Annotated in this window: 12 protein-coding genes and 3 tRNA genes; 10 read left to right on the top strand and 5 right to left on the bottom strand. The window is 71.0% G+C overall.

Translation table 11 applies throughout. From position 1 onward, the window contains the following. Positions 1 to 930 (bottom strand): coiled-coil domain-containing protein (locus tag ACI3KX_RS13880; RefSeq protein WP_404910102.1); only part of this gene is annotated, 930 nt, incomplete at its 3' end. Between the two features lie 217 nt (positions 931 to 1147). Here ACI3KX_RS13880 and ACI3KX_RS13875 point away from each other — a divergent pair. The 3 genes from ACI3KX_RS13875 (at position 1148) to ACI3KX_RS13865 (ending at position 1464) form a co-directional block, all read left to right on the top strand. Further along, positions 1148 to 1220 (top strand) — tRNA-Glu (locus tag ACI3KX_RS13875). A gap of 20 nt (positions 1221 to 1240) precedes the next feature. Then, a tRNA-Asp gene (locus tag ACI3KX_RS13870) sits at positions 1241 to 1314 on the top strand. 77 nt (positions 1315 to 1391) lie between these two features. After that, positions 1392 to 1464, top strand: a tRNA-Phe gene (locus ACI3KX_RS13865). Between the two features lie 39 nt (positions 1465 to 1503). Here ACI3KX_RS13865 and ACI3KX_RS13860 read toward each other — a convergent pair. Beyond that, entirely contained in the window at positions 1504 to 2067 is a 564-nt protein-coding gene (locus ACI3KX_RS13860) for a dihydrofolate reductase family protein (protein WP_404910101.1), read from the bottom strand. Between the two features lie 142 nt (positions 2068 to 2209). Here ACI3KX_RS13860 and ACI3KX_RS13855 point away from each other — a divergent pair, with 142 nt between their 5' ends. The 5 genes from ACI3KX_RS13855 to ACI3KX_RS13835 all read left to right on the top strand — a co-directional run bounded on the left by ACI3KX_RS13855 (position 2210) and on the right by ACI3KX_RS13835 (position 8723). Beyond that, on the top strand, positions 2210 to 2686 hold the full coding sequence (locus tag ACI3KX_RS13855; protein WP_363357046.1) for a DUF2975 domain-containing protein: 477 nt from the start codon (positions 2210 to 2212) through the stop codon (positions 2684 to 2686). Beyond that, positions 2686 to 2931 carry a helix-turn-helix transcriptional regulator gene (locus ACI3KX_RS13850; protein WP_349425929.1) on the top strand — a complete coding sequence of 82 codons (246 nt, stop codon included), beginning with the start codon at positions 2686 to 2688 and terminating at the stop codon, positions 2929 to 2931. Before ACI3KX_RS13855 ends, ACI3KX_RS13850 begins: the two co-directional genes overlap by 1 nt. Continuing rightward, positions 2928 to 3908 carry a hypothetical protein gene (locus tag ACI3KX_RS13845; protein ID WP_404910100.1) on the top strand — a complete coding sequence of 327 codons (981 nt, stop codon included), beginning with the start codon at positions 2928 to 2930 and terminating at the stop codon, positions 3906 to 3908. Before ACI3KX_RS13850 ends, ACI3KX_RS13845 begins: the two co-directional genes overlap by 4 nt. A 122-nt stretch (positions 3909 to 4030) precedes the next feature. After that, positions 4031 to 6580, top strand: coding sequence for an SCO7613 C-terminal domain-containing membrane protein (locus tag ACI3KX_RS13840; protein WP_404910103.1), 2550 nt, complete (start codon positions 4031 to 4033; stop codon positions 6578 to 6580). Positions 6581 to 6758: 178 nt separating this feature from the next. After that, a complete protein-coding gene (locus ACI3KX_RS13835; protein WP_404910099.1) occupies positions 6759 to 8723 on the top strand; it encodes a phosphatase PAP2 family protein in 1965 nt (654 codons plus the stop codon). Positions 8724 to 8908: 185 nt separating this feature from the next. On the opposite strand, the gene ACI3KX_RS13830 is transcribed toward ACI3KX_RS13835, so the two are convergent. Together ACI3KX_RS13830 and ACI3KX_RS13825 are read right to left on the bottom strand one after the other, a co-directional pair. Continuing rightward, a complete protein-coding gene (locus ACI3KX_RS13830; RefSeq protein WP_349425927.1) occupies positions 8909 to 9421 on the bottom strand; it encodes an ACT domain-containing protein in 513 nt (170 codons plus the stop codon). An 85-nt stretch (positions 9422 to 9506) separates the two neighbouring features. Then, on the bottom strand, positions 9507 to 9872 hold the full coding sequence (locus tag ACI3KX_RS13825) for a hypothetical protein (RefSeq protein ID WP_363356511.1): 366 nt from the start codon (positions 9870 to 9872) through the stop codon (positions 9507 to 9509). A 147-nt stretch (positions 9873 to 10019) separates the two neighbouring features. Between ACI3KX_RS13825 and ACI3KX_RS13820 the strand changes: the two genes are divergently transcribed. Together ACI3KX_RS13820 and ACI3KX_RS13815 are read left to right on the top strand one after the other, a co-directional pair. Next, positions 10020 to 11180, top strand: coding sequence for a polysaccharide deacetylase family protein (locus ACI3KX_RS13820; protein WP_363356510.1), 1161 nt, complete (start codon positions 10020 to 10022; stop codon positions 11178 to 11180). Between the two features lie 257 nt (positions 11181 to 11437). Further along, positions 11438 to 13003, top strand: a complete 1566-nt coding sequence (locus ACI3KX_RS13815; protein ID WP_349425923.1) for a sugar transferase — start codon at positions 11438 to 11440, stop codon at positions 13001 to 13003. Positions 13004 to 13229: 226 nt separating this feature from the next. Here ACI3KX_RS13815 and ACI3KX_RS13810 read toward each other — a convergent pair whose 3' ends face one another. Beyond that, a complete protein-coding gene (locus ACI3KX_RS13810) occupies positions 13230 to 14717 on the bottom strand; it encodes a glycerophosphodiester phosphodiesterase (RefSeq protein WP_404910098.1) in 1488 nt (495 codons plus the stop codon). Positions 14718 to 14775 lie beyond the last annotated feature (58 nt).

Here is a 14775-nt window from a genome sequence, read left to right as displayed (position 1 = left end):
CTGCTGGGCGAGGCGATCGGCCTCGGCCTTGGCCGCTGCCGCGGCCGCAGCCGCGGCGGCGGCTTCGGCCTCTTTGCGGATGCGCTCGCCCTCTTGATAGTCGGCGACCGTCTTGGCGACCGTGTCCTGAAGGGCGGCGAGCTGCGCCTCGAGCTCGCCGCGCTTGGCGTTCTGCGCGTCGAGAGCGGCCTGCGCCTCGTCGGCGGCCTTCTGCGCGGCCACCATCTTCTCTTCGGCGACCTTCTGCAGCCGGTCGCGCTCGGCACGCTGCACCGCGGCCTGATCGCTCAGGCTCTGTGCCGAGTCGCGGGCGGTCACCGCCTGCGCGTAGACGTCCTGGTTGCGCTGCACGAGCTTGTCCATCGTGCCCAGGCGAGCGAGCAGGTCGTCGGCCGACGAGGCCGAGCCCGCGAAGAAGAGCTCGAGCGATGTGTCGTCGCCACCGTTGCGATACAGCTGGGCGGCGACGCGGCCGGCCTTGTTCGCGGCATCCACCGCAGCCGCCCCCTGCGTGTCGGCCTGCTGCTGCAGCTGGTCGGCACGCAGCGCCGCGTCGAAGTACGCCTGCTGCGCGACGTAGAACTCGTCGGCCAGCTGCTGCGCGATCTGCTGCTTGGCCGCGACATCGGCCTCGAGTCCGGCGATCAGCTGCTGGATCTTGGTGACCTCGGCGGCCTTGGCCGCCTCGTTGTTCTTCGCGGCGACGACGTCGTCCCACGACGGGTAGTCCGCGGCGTACGCGGGGCTGACGAGCGGGCCGATCGTGCCGGCGGTCGCGCTCAGCGCGGCGACGCCCAGGATGCCCAGTCCCAGCGCTGTGCGCCGGTTCATCGCGGGCCAGAGCCGCCGCTGCTCACTCGCGGAAGGGGCGCACCCGCACTCCGCGGCGTCGTCGGCAAGGGTCTTCACGGTGACGTTTTCGGGCTGCACCGGGTCCTCCCCTCGCGGCGTCAACTCGTTTCACACTAGCAACATCAGTAACATGCGCAACCCCCAGTGGCGCATGTCGGCCGCCGCCTCGGGCAGCGGTCACCCGGTCAGTCTGCGCCCGGGCGACGGGATCCACAAGGGCGCCACGCCCTCGATTCGCGTTTTGCCCAGTGATTACGTATGCTTGGTCCTCGGCAGTGAGCCCCAGGGTTCACCCGGCCCCATCGTTTAGCGGCCTAGGACGCCGCCCTTTCACGGCGGTAGCACGGGTTCGAATCCCGTTGGGGTCACTCCCATAATTCAAAAGCATGGCCCTGTAGCGCAGTTGGTTAGCGTGCCGCCCTGTCACGGCGGAGGTCGCGGGTTCAAGTCCCGTCAGGGTCGCTCCGAGCGACGGGCCCTTTTTTCGAAGAGGGCCTTTCGTCTAGGACGCGGCAGGTCTTGTATAAGAGATGTCGCGCGGCTCTGTAGCTCAGTTGGTAGAGCGTTCGACTGAAAATCGAAAGGTCACCGGATCGATGCCGGTCGGAGCCACTGAAACCCTCTCCTAGCTTCTACATGGAGGGGGTTTCTTCATTTCCCCCACCGCACGCGGTAGCCGAGGTACACGAACCCGTTCGCGAAGCGGCGCTCGCCGATGAGCTCCAGATCGAGTCGCAGGCCGGCGTCGAGGAAGCGGACTCCGCCGCCGATGTGCGCGGGCGCGATCACCACGTGCACCTCGTCGAGGACGCCGGCGCGCGCCGCCACGGATGCCAGCTGCCCGCCGCCGATCGCGATCGGGCCGGCGGCGGCATCCGCTATCTCTCTCACCGCCACGGGATCGAAGTCGGCGCGCAGCTCGGTGCGACGCGTCGTCACTGCGTCGAGCGTCTTCGAGTAGACGATCTTGTCGGCGTCGCGCCACTGCAGCGCGAACTCGCGCTCGGCCGGCGACAGGTCCTCGAGCGGCAGGTCGTCCCACACCTTCATGACGTCGTAGACCTTGCGTCCGTAGAGGTGAGTTCGCGCGGGCGCAACGAGCTCGTTCACGAACGCGTGCACCTCGGCGTCGGGGGTCGCCCAGTCCCACCGCCCGTCGGGTCCGGCGATGTAGCCGTCGAGCGAGGCGGAGTTGAAGTACGTCACGGAGCCCACGCCCGCACGCTACTCGGCGCGCCTTCCGCGGGCCACCCCGCGCCCGTTGCCAGTCGATCCTCAGGAATCCCTCTTGCGTGGCACACGGATGCCGCAGCTATTGTTTTTCGATAGGTCCTTGCCGTTTATCGATAGGTTCGTGATGCGCCCCACAACGATCGTGGTCCTCAAAGCACTCATCGCGGTGCTGATCGCACTGCTGCTGCTGTGCCAGGTCGCAGTGCTGCCCGGCATGGCGCGATCGCTGGCCGGGATGTATCCGTACCTCGCGTATCTGGAGGTCCCGGGAATCGTCATCGGTGTGATCTTCACCCTCTGCGCCCAGGTGGTGCTCGTCTGCGTCTGGCAGCTGCTGACCCTCGTGCGCGCCGACAGCATCTTCACGCCGCGCGCGTTCGTGTGGGTGGACGTGAGCCTGGCCGCTGTCGTCTTCGCCACGGTGCTGGTCGTCACGACCCTCGCGTTCCTGATCACCGCGCCGGCCGGATCGCCGTCGATCGTGCTGCTGTGCCTGCTCGGCATCGTGGTCGGCGCCGGCCTGTCGCTGCTGCTGGTGGTGCTGCGCGGACTGCTGCGCAAGGCGTCGCAGCTCGAGCACGACCTCTCGGAGGTGGTCTGATGCCGATCATCATCAACCTCGACGTGCAGCTGGCGAAGAAGAAGATGTCGGTCACCGACTTCGCCGCCGCGATCGACATCACCCCCGCGAACGTCTCGGTGCTGAAGAACGGCCGCGCCAAGGCGGTGCGCTTCACGACGCTCGACGCCATCTGCCGGGTGCTCGACTGCCAGCCCGGCGACATCCTGGAGTGGGTGCCCGACGACCATCCGGCCGCCATCGCCGCACGGGAGGGCGACGCGTGAACGGCGCGAGCGTGAGCGGCGCGAGCGTCAGCGGCGCGAGCGTGAGCGAACGGCGCACGCACGCCTGGAGCGACACCGCGATCGCGGAGCTGCTCGACGTCGTCCGCTGCCCGGTGTGCGCCGGGGGGATCGTCGCCGAGCAGCGGTGCCCCGCGTGCGGTGCGGACTTCGCCGGTGCCGTCGGCCGTGACCTGGCTCAGCGGCACCTGCGCGAGCAGCGCCTGGCGGGCGCGCAGGTGCCGCTGAGCCAGGTCACGGCGGCGACGGGCAGCTCCGCCGCAGCGCGTGCGGAGACATCACCGGAGGCTGCCGCGCCGGGTGTGGCGCCCATTCCGGCCGTCGGCGTCGACGCGACCGCCGGCGTCGACGCGAGCGCCGGCGTCCCCCGGGCCTCCGCGACGGTGCAGTCCGTGCTCGCGGTCGCCGGTGCGGCGCTGGTCGCCGTCGCCGCCGTGGTGTTCACGTTCTTCAATCCCGATCTCACCGACCCGTGGCCGCGCGCAGCGATCGTCGGTGCCATCGCCGCCGCTTTCCTCGGCGGATCCGCCTTCCTCGCCCGCCGGCACCTGCGCTTCTCCGCCGAGGCGATCGGAGCCCTCGGGATCGTGTTCCTGGCGCTCACGATCACCGCGGCGCTGCCCCTGCTCCCCCGGGATGCGAACGGCTGGGTCTTCACCGCGCTCGCGACGCTGCTCGCGGGCGGCGCGCTGGCAGTGCTCGGCCCACGCGCCGGCATCCGTGCCTGGCTCTGGACCGGTCTGCTCGCTCTCGCATTCGTGCCGCTCTTCTTCGGCCTGGGTGCCGGCTCGGCGCTCGCGACGACGGCCGGATGCCCGCGCTCGGGATGGGCACCTGGTTCGCGGCGTTCCCGGTGGCCGCCGGCCTCGGGCTCGTTGCCGTCGGCGCCCTCACCCCGCTGCACCGCGTGGTCGCACGCGGCGCCCTCTTCACCGGCGCGGCCGGCGTGGTCGCCCTGATCGCCGTGATCCCGACGCTCACGGCGTTCCTGTCGATCGCCGGCGCTCTCGCCGGCCCGTCCGCCGACCGCTTGTTCCTGCTGCCCGGCAGCGCGACGGGGCTGACCGTCGGTATCGCCGCGATGGCGCTGTCACTCGGTTCGTTCGCCGCGATCACCGCGTCCCGCGGCGTCGAAGCCGGCGCGGCGACGGGCGCGGCATCCGTCGACCCCCACGGGTTCGGGGCGCACGACGCTCAGCCGGGGCGCGATGCGCACGCCCCGTACGCGCCGGGCACGCCCCGAACGCCCGGCGCGCCCCACGCGCCGGGTGCACCCCGAACAGAGGCCGGCACGACCCCGCCGCGCTCCGTCGCGCTGCCGACGGGCGCCGGTGATGAGGCGGTGCCGCAGCCGCTCGGCACGCGATGGCTCGGGTTCCTCGGCGCTTGGTACGCGGTGCTCGCGTTCCTCACGGTGCTGTCGCTGCCCGGCCTCGAGGTGTGGGCGCGGGTCGCGATCGCACTCGTCGCAGCCGTCGGCGCGGGTGCCGTCGTCACCACCGGGCTGCGCGACGCCTCGGCCAGCGCCCGCATGCCGCTTGTGGCCGGCGCGCACGCGGCCGTCCTGTTCGCCGCGATCCTGTCGTGGCGCGACGACGACCTCACGGTCTGGGCGGGGACCGCGGTCGTCGCATCGATCGGCGTGCTCGCGCTGACCGTGCCGCGCGCGGGCCGCTTCGTGCATGTCGGCGTCGCCTTCGGGTACGCGCTCGTCGTGCTCGCGACCGCGCTCGCCCGCGGGGGCGCCGATCCGCTCGTCGTGGTGTGCCTCACCACCTGCGCTGCCGGAGCGGTCGCCATCGCGACGACGTTCGCGCGCCGCATCCCGTCGCGGGAATGGCACGCGGTGCTCGTCGTGACAGCGGTGCCCTTCGCGATCGGCGTGCTGCAGGTGGTGTTCGAGCGCAGCGGCTGGACCGCCCTCTCGACCGCCGTCATCTTCGGCCTCGCGCTGACGCTGGTCACCACCGCACGCGCGGGTCTCGGCGTCGTGGTGCGCACGCTGGCGGCAGCGACGCTCGTTCCCGCGGTCGCCGTCGTGGCGGTGTGCCTCGGCGCGCAGCTGCTGCCCATGAGCGGGTCGCCAGTGGTGCTCCCGGTGATCGCGGCGATCGTCGCGGGCGTCCTGGCGTCGGCCGACCTGATCGGCGACGCGCTGGGCCGGCGACTGCCGCAGGCGCAGGCGCGCGCCGCCGGACTCGCGGTCGAGGCATCCGCTCTCCTGACGGCCGCGATCGCCGTCGCGCTCGCGCTGGTGCGCACGTCGGCGGGGCTGCCCACCACCCTGCTGGTGCTCGTGATCCTCGGCACCGGGTTCGCCGTGACCGCGCTCAGCGCGCCGCGCCGCTACGCGTGGCCGCTCGCCGGCGCGGCATTCACCGGCGCCCTCTGGAGTGCCTGGGGCATCGTCGGCGTCACCGGTCTCGAGCCCTACCTGCTGCCGCCCGCCCTCGGCGCCGCGGTCGTCGGCGCGCTGCTGACCGCGCGCGGTCGCCCTGCGGCCGGCCTGTACGCCGCCGGACTCGCGACAGCGGTCGTCCCCGTGGTCCTCGCACTCGCCCTCGATGGGACGGATGCCGCCCTGCCGGCGTTCGCTGCCGACGCCGTCGCTCCCGGCCGGGCCGTGGGACTCGTCAGCGCCGCGTGGGCGCTGGTGGCGGCATCCGTCATCGTCTCGCGAGCGTCCGCCCCGCGGATTCGGCGCCTGCGCGTTCTGCGCGTTCCGACGCTCGCCGTCGCGATCGTCGCCGCCGCAGCGGCCGCCGTCCAGGGGCTTCGCTGGGGCATCGGCCTCGATCCGGCCCCGACGGATCCGGCGATCCTCGCGGCCCTCGCGTTCGGGCTGCTCGGTGCCGGTGCTGCGGCGAGCGCCGCACGCGGTCTGCACCGGCACGCCGCTGAGGGGACGACTCTCGCCCGCACGCGGTGGCTCGGTGCGCCCGCGGTGCTGATCGTCGGCGTGGCGACCTGGCCGGCGATCGAGCGCGACTGGTTCGTCGTCTGGACGATGTGGGGGCTGCTGCTCGGCTTCCTCGCCCTCATGGTCGCCGTCGCCGCGCGCGGGCTGCGCGGGCCGACGGGGCTGCCACCGGTGCCGTTCCTGTTCGCCGTGTCGTTCGTGACGGCCGTGGTCGCGTGGAGCCCGCGCGACCTCCGGGTCGAGTGGTTCTCGCTGCCCCTCGGCCTCTTCCTCCTCGCGGCGGGTGCGCTGGCGCTCCGTCGGCCGGCCGTCGACGCGCCGGCGCGCAGGCTCGAGGCGTGGCCGGCGGGCTGGAGCGGGTCGTGGCCGCTGCTCGCGCCCGGGCTCGTCACGATGCTGAGCGCCTCGGTCGCCGCCACCTACACCGACCCGCGCACGTGGCGGGCGATCCTCGTCATGGCGATCGCCCTCGTCGCGATCCTCGTCGGCGCCACGCAGCGCCTCGCCGCGCCGTTCGTCATCGGGATCGTCGTGCTCCCGATCGAGAACGTGCTGGCGTTCATGGTGCAGATCGGGCGCGGCATCGACGCCATGCCCTGGTGGATCACGCTGTCGGTGGTCGGTGCGGTGCTGCTCATCATCGCCGTCGGCTACGAGCGGCGGGCGGGCGACGACACCGGGCTCGCGGCCCGGTTGCGCGATCTGGCATGACACATCGGAGCATTTGTCAGGACTATTGCACATAAGGACAAAGCACGGTTAGGTTGACGGGAGCAACCTGCCGAGGCAGGACGACGCGGTCGCATCTCCCTCCCCCGTGAAGACCGCGTCGGGCGTCGCTTCGGTGCGCCGTCGTGCGCCACGGGATCTGTCGAACAAAGGAGTTGACGTGGTGAACGCCACCCCCCGCAGACCTCGCCTCGATCGGAGAGCAGGCACGACCGCCGTCGCGTGCGCGATGGTGACCGCGCTCGTCCTGGCACCGGCGACGGCCCAGGCCGGCACGACGACCACCGCTGACCGGTCGGATTCCGCACGCCAGGCCGGTTCCGGCGACCCGCGGGCCTTCACTCCCGCGAGTGCGATCGAGCCGCAGCGAGGCGCGTACGGCACGTTCGCGGACACGTACCGGCAGAACACCAATGCCTACACGACGGCCGACACGAACCCGGCCATCGGCGTCCTCGCGCCCATGCTCGAGTACTTCACACCGGGCGCATCGTGGAACGACGGCACCGTGCTCGATGCGCAGCTGCACGCGGAGAACATCGGCGTCGTCGAGCGCCTCACCCAGAACCGCACGGACGCTGAGAGCGCAGAGGCGTGGATCGACGACCGCCGCCACCAGAGCTACTCCATGATCGCCGGGCTGGGAGAGGACGCCGCGGCTTTCACCTCCCTCACGGGAGCGGGCACGACGATCACCGAGGTCCCCGCCGACGCGCTCGAGGTGGCGTACAGCGATGCCGGCAACGCGAACGGCGTCTGGGCCGATGCCGACTCGGCCCTGGGCTCCGCCGTTCGGCTCGTCGACACACTGCGAGGACAGTACGCGTCCTCGAACAACGCCAAGATGTTCTACCAGTACATGCGTCCGTTCCGCTGGAGCGACGACGTCTCGGTGGTGCCGGAGCTCGTGGTGCGCCTCGTGCCGGAAGAGAATGCCATCACCGACGGCGGGTTCCCCAGCGGCCACACCAACGCCGCCTTCCTTGCAGGTCTGGGGCTCGCATCCTCGGCTCCGGAGCACTATGACGAGCTGCTCATGACCGCCGCCGAGCTGGGCCGCAGCCGCATGGTCGCGGGAATGCACTCGCCGCTCGATGTGATCGGAGGACGCATCCTCGCGACGGGCCTCGCGGGTGCGACCCTCGAAGATTCCGCGAATGCACCGTTGATCGCACAGGCGCGCACGGACGCGCAGTCGCTGCTCGCGCTCGACACCATGTCGGATGCCGATCGCGATGCGTACCAGGCCGATCTCGCGCGTTACCGTGAGCTCACGACCGCCGGCCTCACGCCGGTGGGAGCGACCGGAGAGCCGGCGCATGTGCCCGCGGGTGCGGAATCGCTGCTGCGTTCGCGATTCCCCTACCTCAGCGACGAGCAGCTGCGATGGGTGCTGTACTCGACCGCCCTCGACTCCGGTCTGCCCCTGACCGACGACGCCGAGGGCTGGGGGCGCATCGATCTGTACTCCGCCGTCCACGGCTACGGCACGCTGGACCGCGACGTGGATGTGACGATGGATGCCGCGGCCGGCGGATTCTCGGCAGGCGACGTGTGGCTCAACGACATCGACGGCGCCGGTGGGCTGACGAAGGGCGGTTCCGGTGCCCTCACGCTGGCCGGGGACAACTCCTTCGAGGGCGGAGTGCTTGTCGCGGGAGGCGACGTGGTCGCAGGCCACCCCGACTCACTGGGGACGGGCCCGGTGGAGGTGCGCTCCGGCGATCTCGTCGACGGCGCGGGAGAGACCGTCCACATCGGCGCGGCATACAGCCAGCGCCGCGACGGCACGCTGCGGCTCACGCAGGAGAGTGGGACGGCCCCGGCTCTCAGCGTGGGCGGCGCGGCGCACTACGCCGGCACGCTCGAGGTGGACCTGAGCAGTCTGGCCGCCTCCGCGGACGGCGTGCGCGTCATCGCGCACGATCGCTCGAGCGGACGGTTCTCGGCGCTCGTCGTCACCGGTGCTGCCGACAGCGCGGCCTACGAGCTCGACTACCGCAAGGACGGCGTCTACCTCGTGGCCGAGCAGTCCCACGGCTCCCGTCCGGATGCCGGGACGGCAAGCGGGCTCGACCTGCCGCTCAGCCTCGCGCCGGCACGTCCGGGTCGCGCGATCGTCTGATCGCGCGCCCGCCGGCAGCCGTTGCGAACCGGCCCTGCCCCTCGAGACCGAGGGGCAGGGCCGTGCACACGTTGCGATCGAGCCGCGGGCTCAAGCGCTGCTCGCCTGTCACGATTCGTGGCGCCGACCCACCGTTTGTGACAGCTGAGCGGCCCCAACGGCTCGGCCGCAGCGCGCCGCGCCGCTCAGGTGTCGAGGGTGACGTCGACCTGGATCTCGGTCGCCAGGCGCTCGAGCTCGCTCGTGAGGTCGTCGAGGTCGACGGATGCCGGAACCCGGGCGACGACCGTCGCCTCGAAGAGGCGCCCGCCGTACATCGCGGCATCCGCGGTGTGAGTGGTCAGCTTGTCGATGCTCACGCCGTGGGCGCCCAGCACCGACGAGATGTCGCGGACGATGCCCGGACGGTCGTTCCCGATCACCTGCATCGTGAGCGGCCGCGCCGTACCGAGCGGCGGCTCCACCGTTCCGGTGTGCACCGCGACCTTCAGCAGGCCGTCGAGCACGGTCAGCGCCGCGCGCAGCTCGTCGGCCCGCTCGGCCGGCACCGATACCTCGATGATGCCGGCGAAGGCGCCGGACAGCTCCGCCAGCTGGCTGTTCTCCCAGTTGCCGCCGTGGTTGCCGACGACGTCGGCGACCGCCGCGACCAGTCCGGACCGGTCGTCGCCGACCACGGTGAGCACGAGCGTCGTCATGCGGACACTGTACCCATGCGGCCCGGCTCGGCGGACCGGAATGTCTCAGCGCTGCCGGCGGCGGGCGGCTCCGGCCGGGATGGGATCAGCGGGGGGAGAGCTCGTCGATCACCGGGAAGGACAGGCGGAACCGTTCCGGGTCACCGCCGACGGCGGAGGCCGCGCCGAACTCGTCGGCGACGACGGTGACTCCCCGGGCGCTGGCCTCGGCGATCCGCACCGGGCGTTCGCTGCCGTCGGGGAAGTGCAGGGTCCACCGGTCGGCCAGGTAGCCGATGCCGAGCTCGTCGAGCAGCTCCTCGGCGGCGAGCCACTCGAGCGGGCCGGCGCCGTCGGGCGTCCGTTCGCGGCCCAGCAGGTCGAACACGCGGAAGCCGTCGCCCTCGGCGAGCATCCATCCCAGGATCTCGCTGTCGGAACGCCGGTACTCGATCCAGTCGGCAGGCAGCATGGGACCCGAGCGTAGCGAACGCGTCGCCGTCGTGGCACACGGTTCATCCACAACCCGCGCGCGGGTCGGGCGATCGGCGGCCGCATCCCGGTAGCATCCGAGCAGAGATCGCACGTGGGGATGCGCGGTCCGGACTCGGGGAGTCGCATGACCAGTTTCGGCACGGATCCCGCGCGGCCCTCCGCGCGGCGACGTCGGCGCCGCGTGTTCGCGGGCATCGCGGGCGCCGTCGTCGTGCTCGCCGTGATCGGCGGCACGGTGGCCGCGATCGGGTTCGCACGCGCGGCCGCCGGAGACCGGCAGGCGGATGCCGCGCCCAGCGCCACCGCGGCGGCGACACCCACCCCCGTCCCGACCCCGCTCACTCCGGAGGAGCAGCTGCTGGCGAGCGCGCCGGACCCCGCGGCCTGCGCCGTCAGCTTCGCAGGCGAGGGGGTGGCCGACGCACCGATGCTCCAGACGCAGGGCACGCTCTATGCCGCGCTGCCGATCCCCTCGCGGGAGGGACTCGTGTTCGCCGGCTGGTACGCGACGCCGGAGGATGCCGCGGCGCTCGCCATTCCCGGACGCGTCAACGGCTCCGAGCCCGTCGTCTGCACCGATCGGCGGGTGACGCTGCACGGCGCGTGGATGAGCCCCGAGCAGAACGCCGCCGAAGACGCACGCATCCCGATCCTCATGTACCACCAGTTCACCGCGAATCCCGAGGGCGAGAGCGGGTGGCTGCGGGGCAATTACGCGTACATCGGCGACTTCGATGCGCATATGAACCACATCGCGACCACGGGGTTCTACCTGCCGACCTGGGATGAGCTGTCGGCCTTCATCGACGGACGGCTGTTCCTGCCGAACCATTCGGTGATCGTCACCGACGACGACGCCGACCAGACGTGGTTCGACCTGGCGGTGCCCGTCATAGACACGTACAAGGTGCTCGCCACATCGTTCATGATCACGGCGTACCGCCAGGATCCCCCGCCGAACATGTACGTGCTGCGCCGGTCGCACACCCACGACATGCACCGCGCGGGCGCCAACGGCGATGGTCTCATCACCAACCTCGGGGTGCCCGAGATCGTCGCCGACATGGAGGCGTCCGCCGGCGTGCTCGGCGTGAAGGAGATCGTGGCGTATCCCTTCGGTCACTACAACGACACCGCAAAAGAGGGGCTCCGGCAGGCCGGCTGGGAGATGGCGCGCACCATCGAGCCCGGCTACGTCACGATCGGAACCGACAAGCTCGCGCTGCCGACGGTGCGCATCAACTACGGCATGGGGCTCGACGCGCTGGTGAACCTGATCGGCTGAAGCGAAGCTGCGGCACACGGCGCATTACAGGTTTCGATTTGGTCTTGTCAAGTTTTTCGGGGGCAAAGTCTTCCGATCGACGGGCTGCCGCAGTACATTTACAGGGCGCAGGGGGAGTTCGAACCCGAATCGAACGACCCCACGACCCGACAACCCGGCCGGGTCTGCGCATTGGGGTTGTATGGCCTGTTCGGCGTGCCGTCGTGCGGGCTTCTGGGGAAGTACATGTCTGCTAGGGACGCGTCATCGTGCGCGCGGTGGACCGCGGTCTGAAGCCGACCGCGATCGAAGCGGCGCCGACGGGCGCCGGAGGAGTGACCCGAACGCTCCTCCGACGCCCAACTCCGACGCGCCCACTTCTGGATGTCCTCCCCGACGCGATCGCCCCTCGCGCGCAGCCGTCGCTGGAGCGCCGCCACCTCTGGGAGAGGCGCTACCGGCGACGGCTGATCGCGACCGATGCGGTCTGCATCACCGCGGCCGCCGCCGCGGCCATCGTCTTCGAGGCCGCAGCCGGCGTGCCCATCGCACAGCTCGCCGGACCCGCCCGCATCGGACTCTTCGTCATCTGCGCGTGGATGACGCTCCTGGCGCTCGCCCGTACGCGGGAACCCTCCGTGCTCGGCGCGGGAGCCGCCGAGTACATGCGCCTCGGGCATGCGACAGGCTTCGCGTTCGGCATCCTGTCGGTTGTCTTCATCCTGGCGCAGCTGCCCGGACTGCGCGCGCAGCTCATCATCGCGCTGCCCGTCGGGCTCGTCGCCCTGGTGCTGAGCCGCTGGCTCTGGCGCAGGTGGCTCATCCACGAGCGCGAGCGTGGCGAATGCGTATCACGGGTCCTCGTCGCGGGCACGCGCGACGACGTCGAGTACGTCATCGAGAAGCTCGTGCACGACCCTCATCACGCCTTCCTCGTGATCGGAGCGACGACGACGGACGGCGTGTTCGAGCCGATCGACATCGAGGATCATCTCTACCCGGTGATCGGGTCGATCCGCTTCACGGCGGCCTACGGTCGCGAGGCCGGCGCCGACACCATCGTCGTCGCGAGCACGCCGGACGACGACCGCGACTTCGTGCGGCGGCTGGGCTGGGAGCTGGAGGGCAGCGCGGCCGAGCTCGTGCTGTGCAACCGGCTCACCGACGTGGCAGGACCCCGATTGTCGCTGCGGCCCCTCGACGGGCTGCCGCTCGTGCAGGTGAAGATCCCCGAGTTCGAGGGCGGCATCCACGCCATCAAGCGGGGGATGGATGTGGTGCTCTCACTCCTCGCCCTCCTGCCGATCGCGCTCATCGCGCCGTTCGTGGCCGTCGCCATCAAACTCGACTCGCGCGGCCCTGTGCTGTTCCACCAGCTGCGGGTGGGTCGCGACGGCCGTCAGTTCTCGATGCTCAAATTCCGCACCATGGTGGTCGACGCCGAGGAGCGGCGCGCTGAGCTGCTCGCCCAGAACGACGGCGCGGGGCCGCTGTTCAAGGTGAAGCGCGACCCGCGGGTGACGCGAGTGGGCGCGATCCTGCGCAGGTTCTCGATCGATGAGCTGCCGCAGTTCGTCAACGTGCTGCGCGGTGACATGAGCATCGTGGGCCCGCGCCCGCCGCTTCCGAACGAGGTGACGTCGTACGACGGCAGCGTGTACCGCCGGCTCTACATCAAGCCCGGCATCACGGGGCTCTGGCAGATCAGCGGTCGCAGCGACCTCACATGGGCCGACAGCGTTCGACTGGACCTGCGCTACGTCGAGAACTGGTCGATCGCCACGGACGTCATGATCATGTGGCGCACGGCGAAGGTCATGATGGCACCGAAGGGGGCCTACTGATGCTCCCCCAGAAGACTTGGCCGGCGACAATGGCGTCGCCGGCCGCCAACAGCTGGACCCGCGGTCGTCACCCGCCGCTGCCCGTCAGGTGCACACTGGCGCTGGCGTCACCGGTGGACGCCCGTTCCCCAAGCGGGCGTGACCGCGGGTCCTTGGGACCGACGCCCGGGCGGACGGAGACGGTGCGAGCCGTACATTCCGATAATGGAATACGTGGGGCGGTCAGCTAGCTCGACACCACTCGCACCTGGGAGAACTCGACCGCCTCGTTCGACGCGTAATCCTTGAACAGGCGGATCCAGGGCCCCCTGCCGTCGGGCTCAGCGAGCTCGGCCTCTATCGGCTCACCACCGTCGGCGGTGGCGCGCACCCGGTCGTCGGACACGTCGATCCGAATCCGCACCGGGTCGCCTGCGGTCGGCGCGTCGACCGTGCCCGTCGCCAGGTCGGATCCGGTGACACCGCGCTCGCAGCGAGCGAGTGCGATCGTCCCGTCGGCGTGAAGCGAGAACTGATAGCCGTCGGCGTCGCCCCGCCCGCCCTGCCCTCCCGGCGCGTCGCCGGTCAAGGCGAACACCGCGCCGACAGCGCCGCGCGGAGGGACGGCATCCGGCCAGACGATCGTCATGTCCAGACGGCTCAGCTGCGCTCCCGGAACGGCCAGTGAACCCATCAGATAGCTGGTCGGGTCCATCCGCTGGATGCGCAGGGCTGCCCGGTCCGGGACGAACGAGGGCTGAGAAGACCAGCCGAGGGTGGCGATCGCCGTAGGAAGGTCGCCGGGTGCTCGTCGGCCGGTCGCGAAAGCGTCCCGGTCGGCAGGCCTGCCGTCGACGAGGTAGCCCACGTTGGAGCACATCAGCCCGGCGACCCCGAGGCCCGCGAGCCGTTCCACGTCGTCGTGGAACCGCACCTCCCAGCACATCACCGGGACCCCCGTGGCCACGACGCGCCTGATCACGTCGTCCGGCATCGTCACCGGCACGCCCAGGATGTCGAAAGTCGTCGCGAACTCGTCCAGGCGGTCGATCTGCTCCACGTCGAAGTATCCCCACGCGCAGTAGCCTCGCTCTTTCGCAGCGCGCACCTGTGAGGCCGGCGCCCACTGCTTCCAGACGAAGCGCTCCCTCGCCCGGGGTTGAGCATCGAGGAGGTCCAGGAGCGGACGTGTGTTCGTGCCCTGCTTGTCCTCGATGAACACCAGCGTGTCCGGGCCGATCTCACGCAGGACGTCCTCGAGCCTCGAGACAGGCTCGAGCGGGGTGTCGACGCCCAGCCAGCTCCGGGCGTCCACAGACAGGGCGCTCACCTCGCTCCACGTCATGTCGGCGATCTTTCTGTCGACGCCCAGTACCCGTTCGCCTGACAGATCGTGGTGACAGATCAGCACGCCGTCCGACGTCGCGCACACCGAGATCTCGATCGCCTCGGCGCCCGCCTGCAGCGAGTTCCGATAGGCGGCGAGAGTGTGCTCCGGCCAGTTGTCGCCGCTGCCGCGATGACCGACGTAGAACCTCGGCCGGCCGATGAGCTCGCGGACGTCGAACGGGATGGGTGCGCGCGAGGGCGACGGAACGCCCGAAGGAGAGGGAGCGGCGGGGATCGTCTCGGACGGGTTCCTGTTCGCCGGGGGCGGCGCCGAGCAGCCGGCCAGGACCACGGTCGACAGCCCGCCGATGAGGAAGACACGACGCGATATCGGAGACGTGGCCATCGCATCACCTCCCGTTGTTCGCGGGCGCCTCGGCCGCCGAGGCGCTCCTCTCGGCGAT

Source organism: Microbacterium sp. ZW CA_36 (genome assembly GCF_044987475.1).
In the GTDB taxonomy this organism is placed as follows: domain Bacteria; phylum Actinomycetota; class Actinomycetes; order Actinomycetales; family Microbacteriaceae; genus Microbacterium.
Note: the sequence above shows the minus strand (reverse complement) of the source record. Positions and strands in the feature narration are given on the sequence as shown.

Excerpts from the sequence above, each read along its gene's own strand:
- ACI3KX_RS13855 (WP_363357046.1), top strand. The coding sequence starts at position 2,210 with ATGCGCCCCACAACGATCGTGGTCCTCAAAGCACTCATCGCGGTGCTG.
- ACI3KX_RS13830 (WP_349425927.1), bottom strand. The coding sequence starts at position 9,421 with ATGACGACGCTCGTGCTCACCGTGGTCGGCGACGACCGGTCCGGACTG.
- ACI3KX_RS13825 (WP_363356511.1), bottom strand. The coding sequence starts at position 9,872 with ATGCTGCCTGCCGACTGGATCGAGTACCGGCGTTCCGACAGCGAGATC.
- ACI3KX_RS13810 (WP_404910098.1), bottom strand. The coding sequence starts at position 14,717 with ATGGCCACGTCTCCGATATCGCGTCGTGTCTTCCTCATCGGCGGGCTG.
- ACI3KX_RS13850 (WP_349425929.1), top strand. The coding sequence starts at position 2,686 with ATGCCGATCATCATCAACCTCGACGTGCAGCTGGCGAAGAAGAAGATG.
- ACI3KX_RS13840 (WP_404910103.1), top strand. The coding sequence starts at position 4,031 with ATGGCGCTGTCACTCGGTTCGTTCGCCGCGATCACCGCGTCCCGCGGC.
- ACI3KX_RS13820 (WP_363356510.1), top strand. The coding sequence starts at position 10,020 with ATGACCAGTTTCGGCACGGATCCCGCGCGGCCCTCCGCGCGGCGACGT.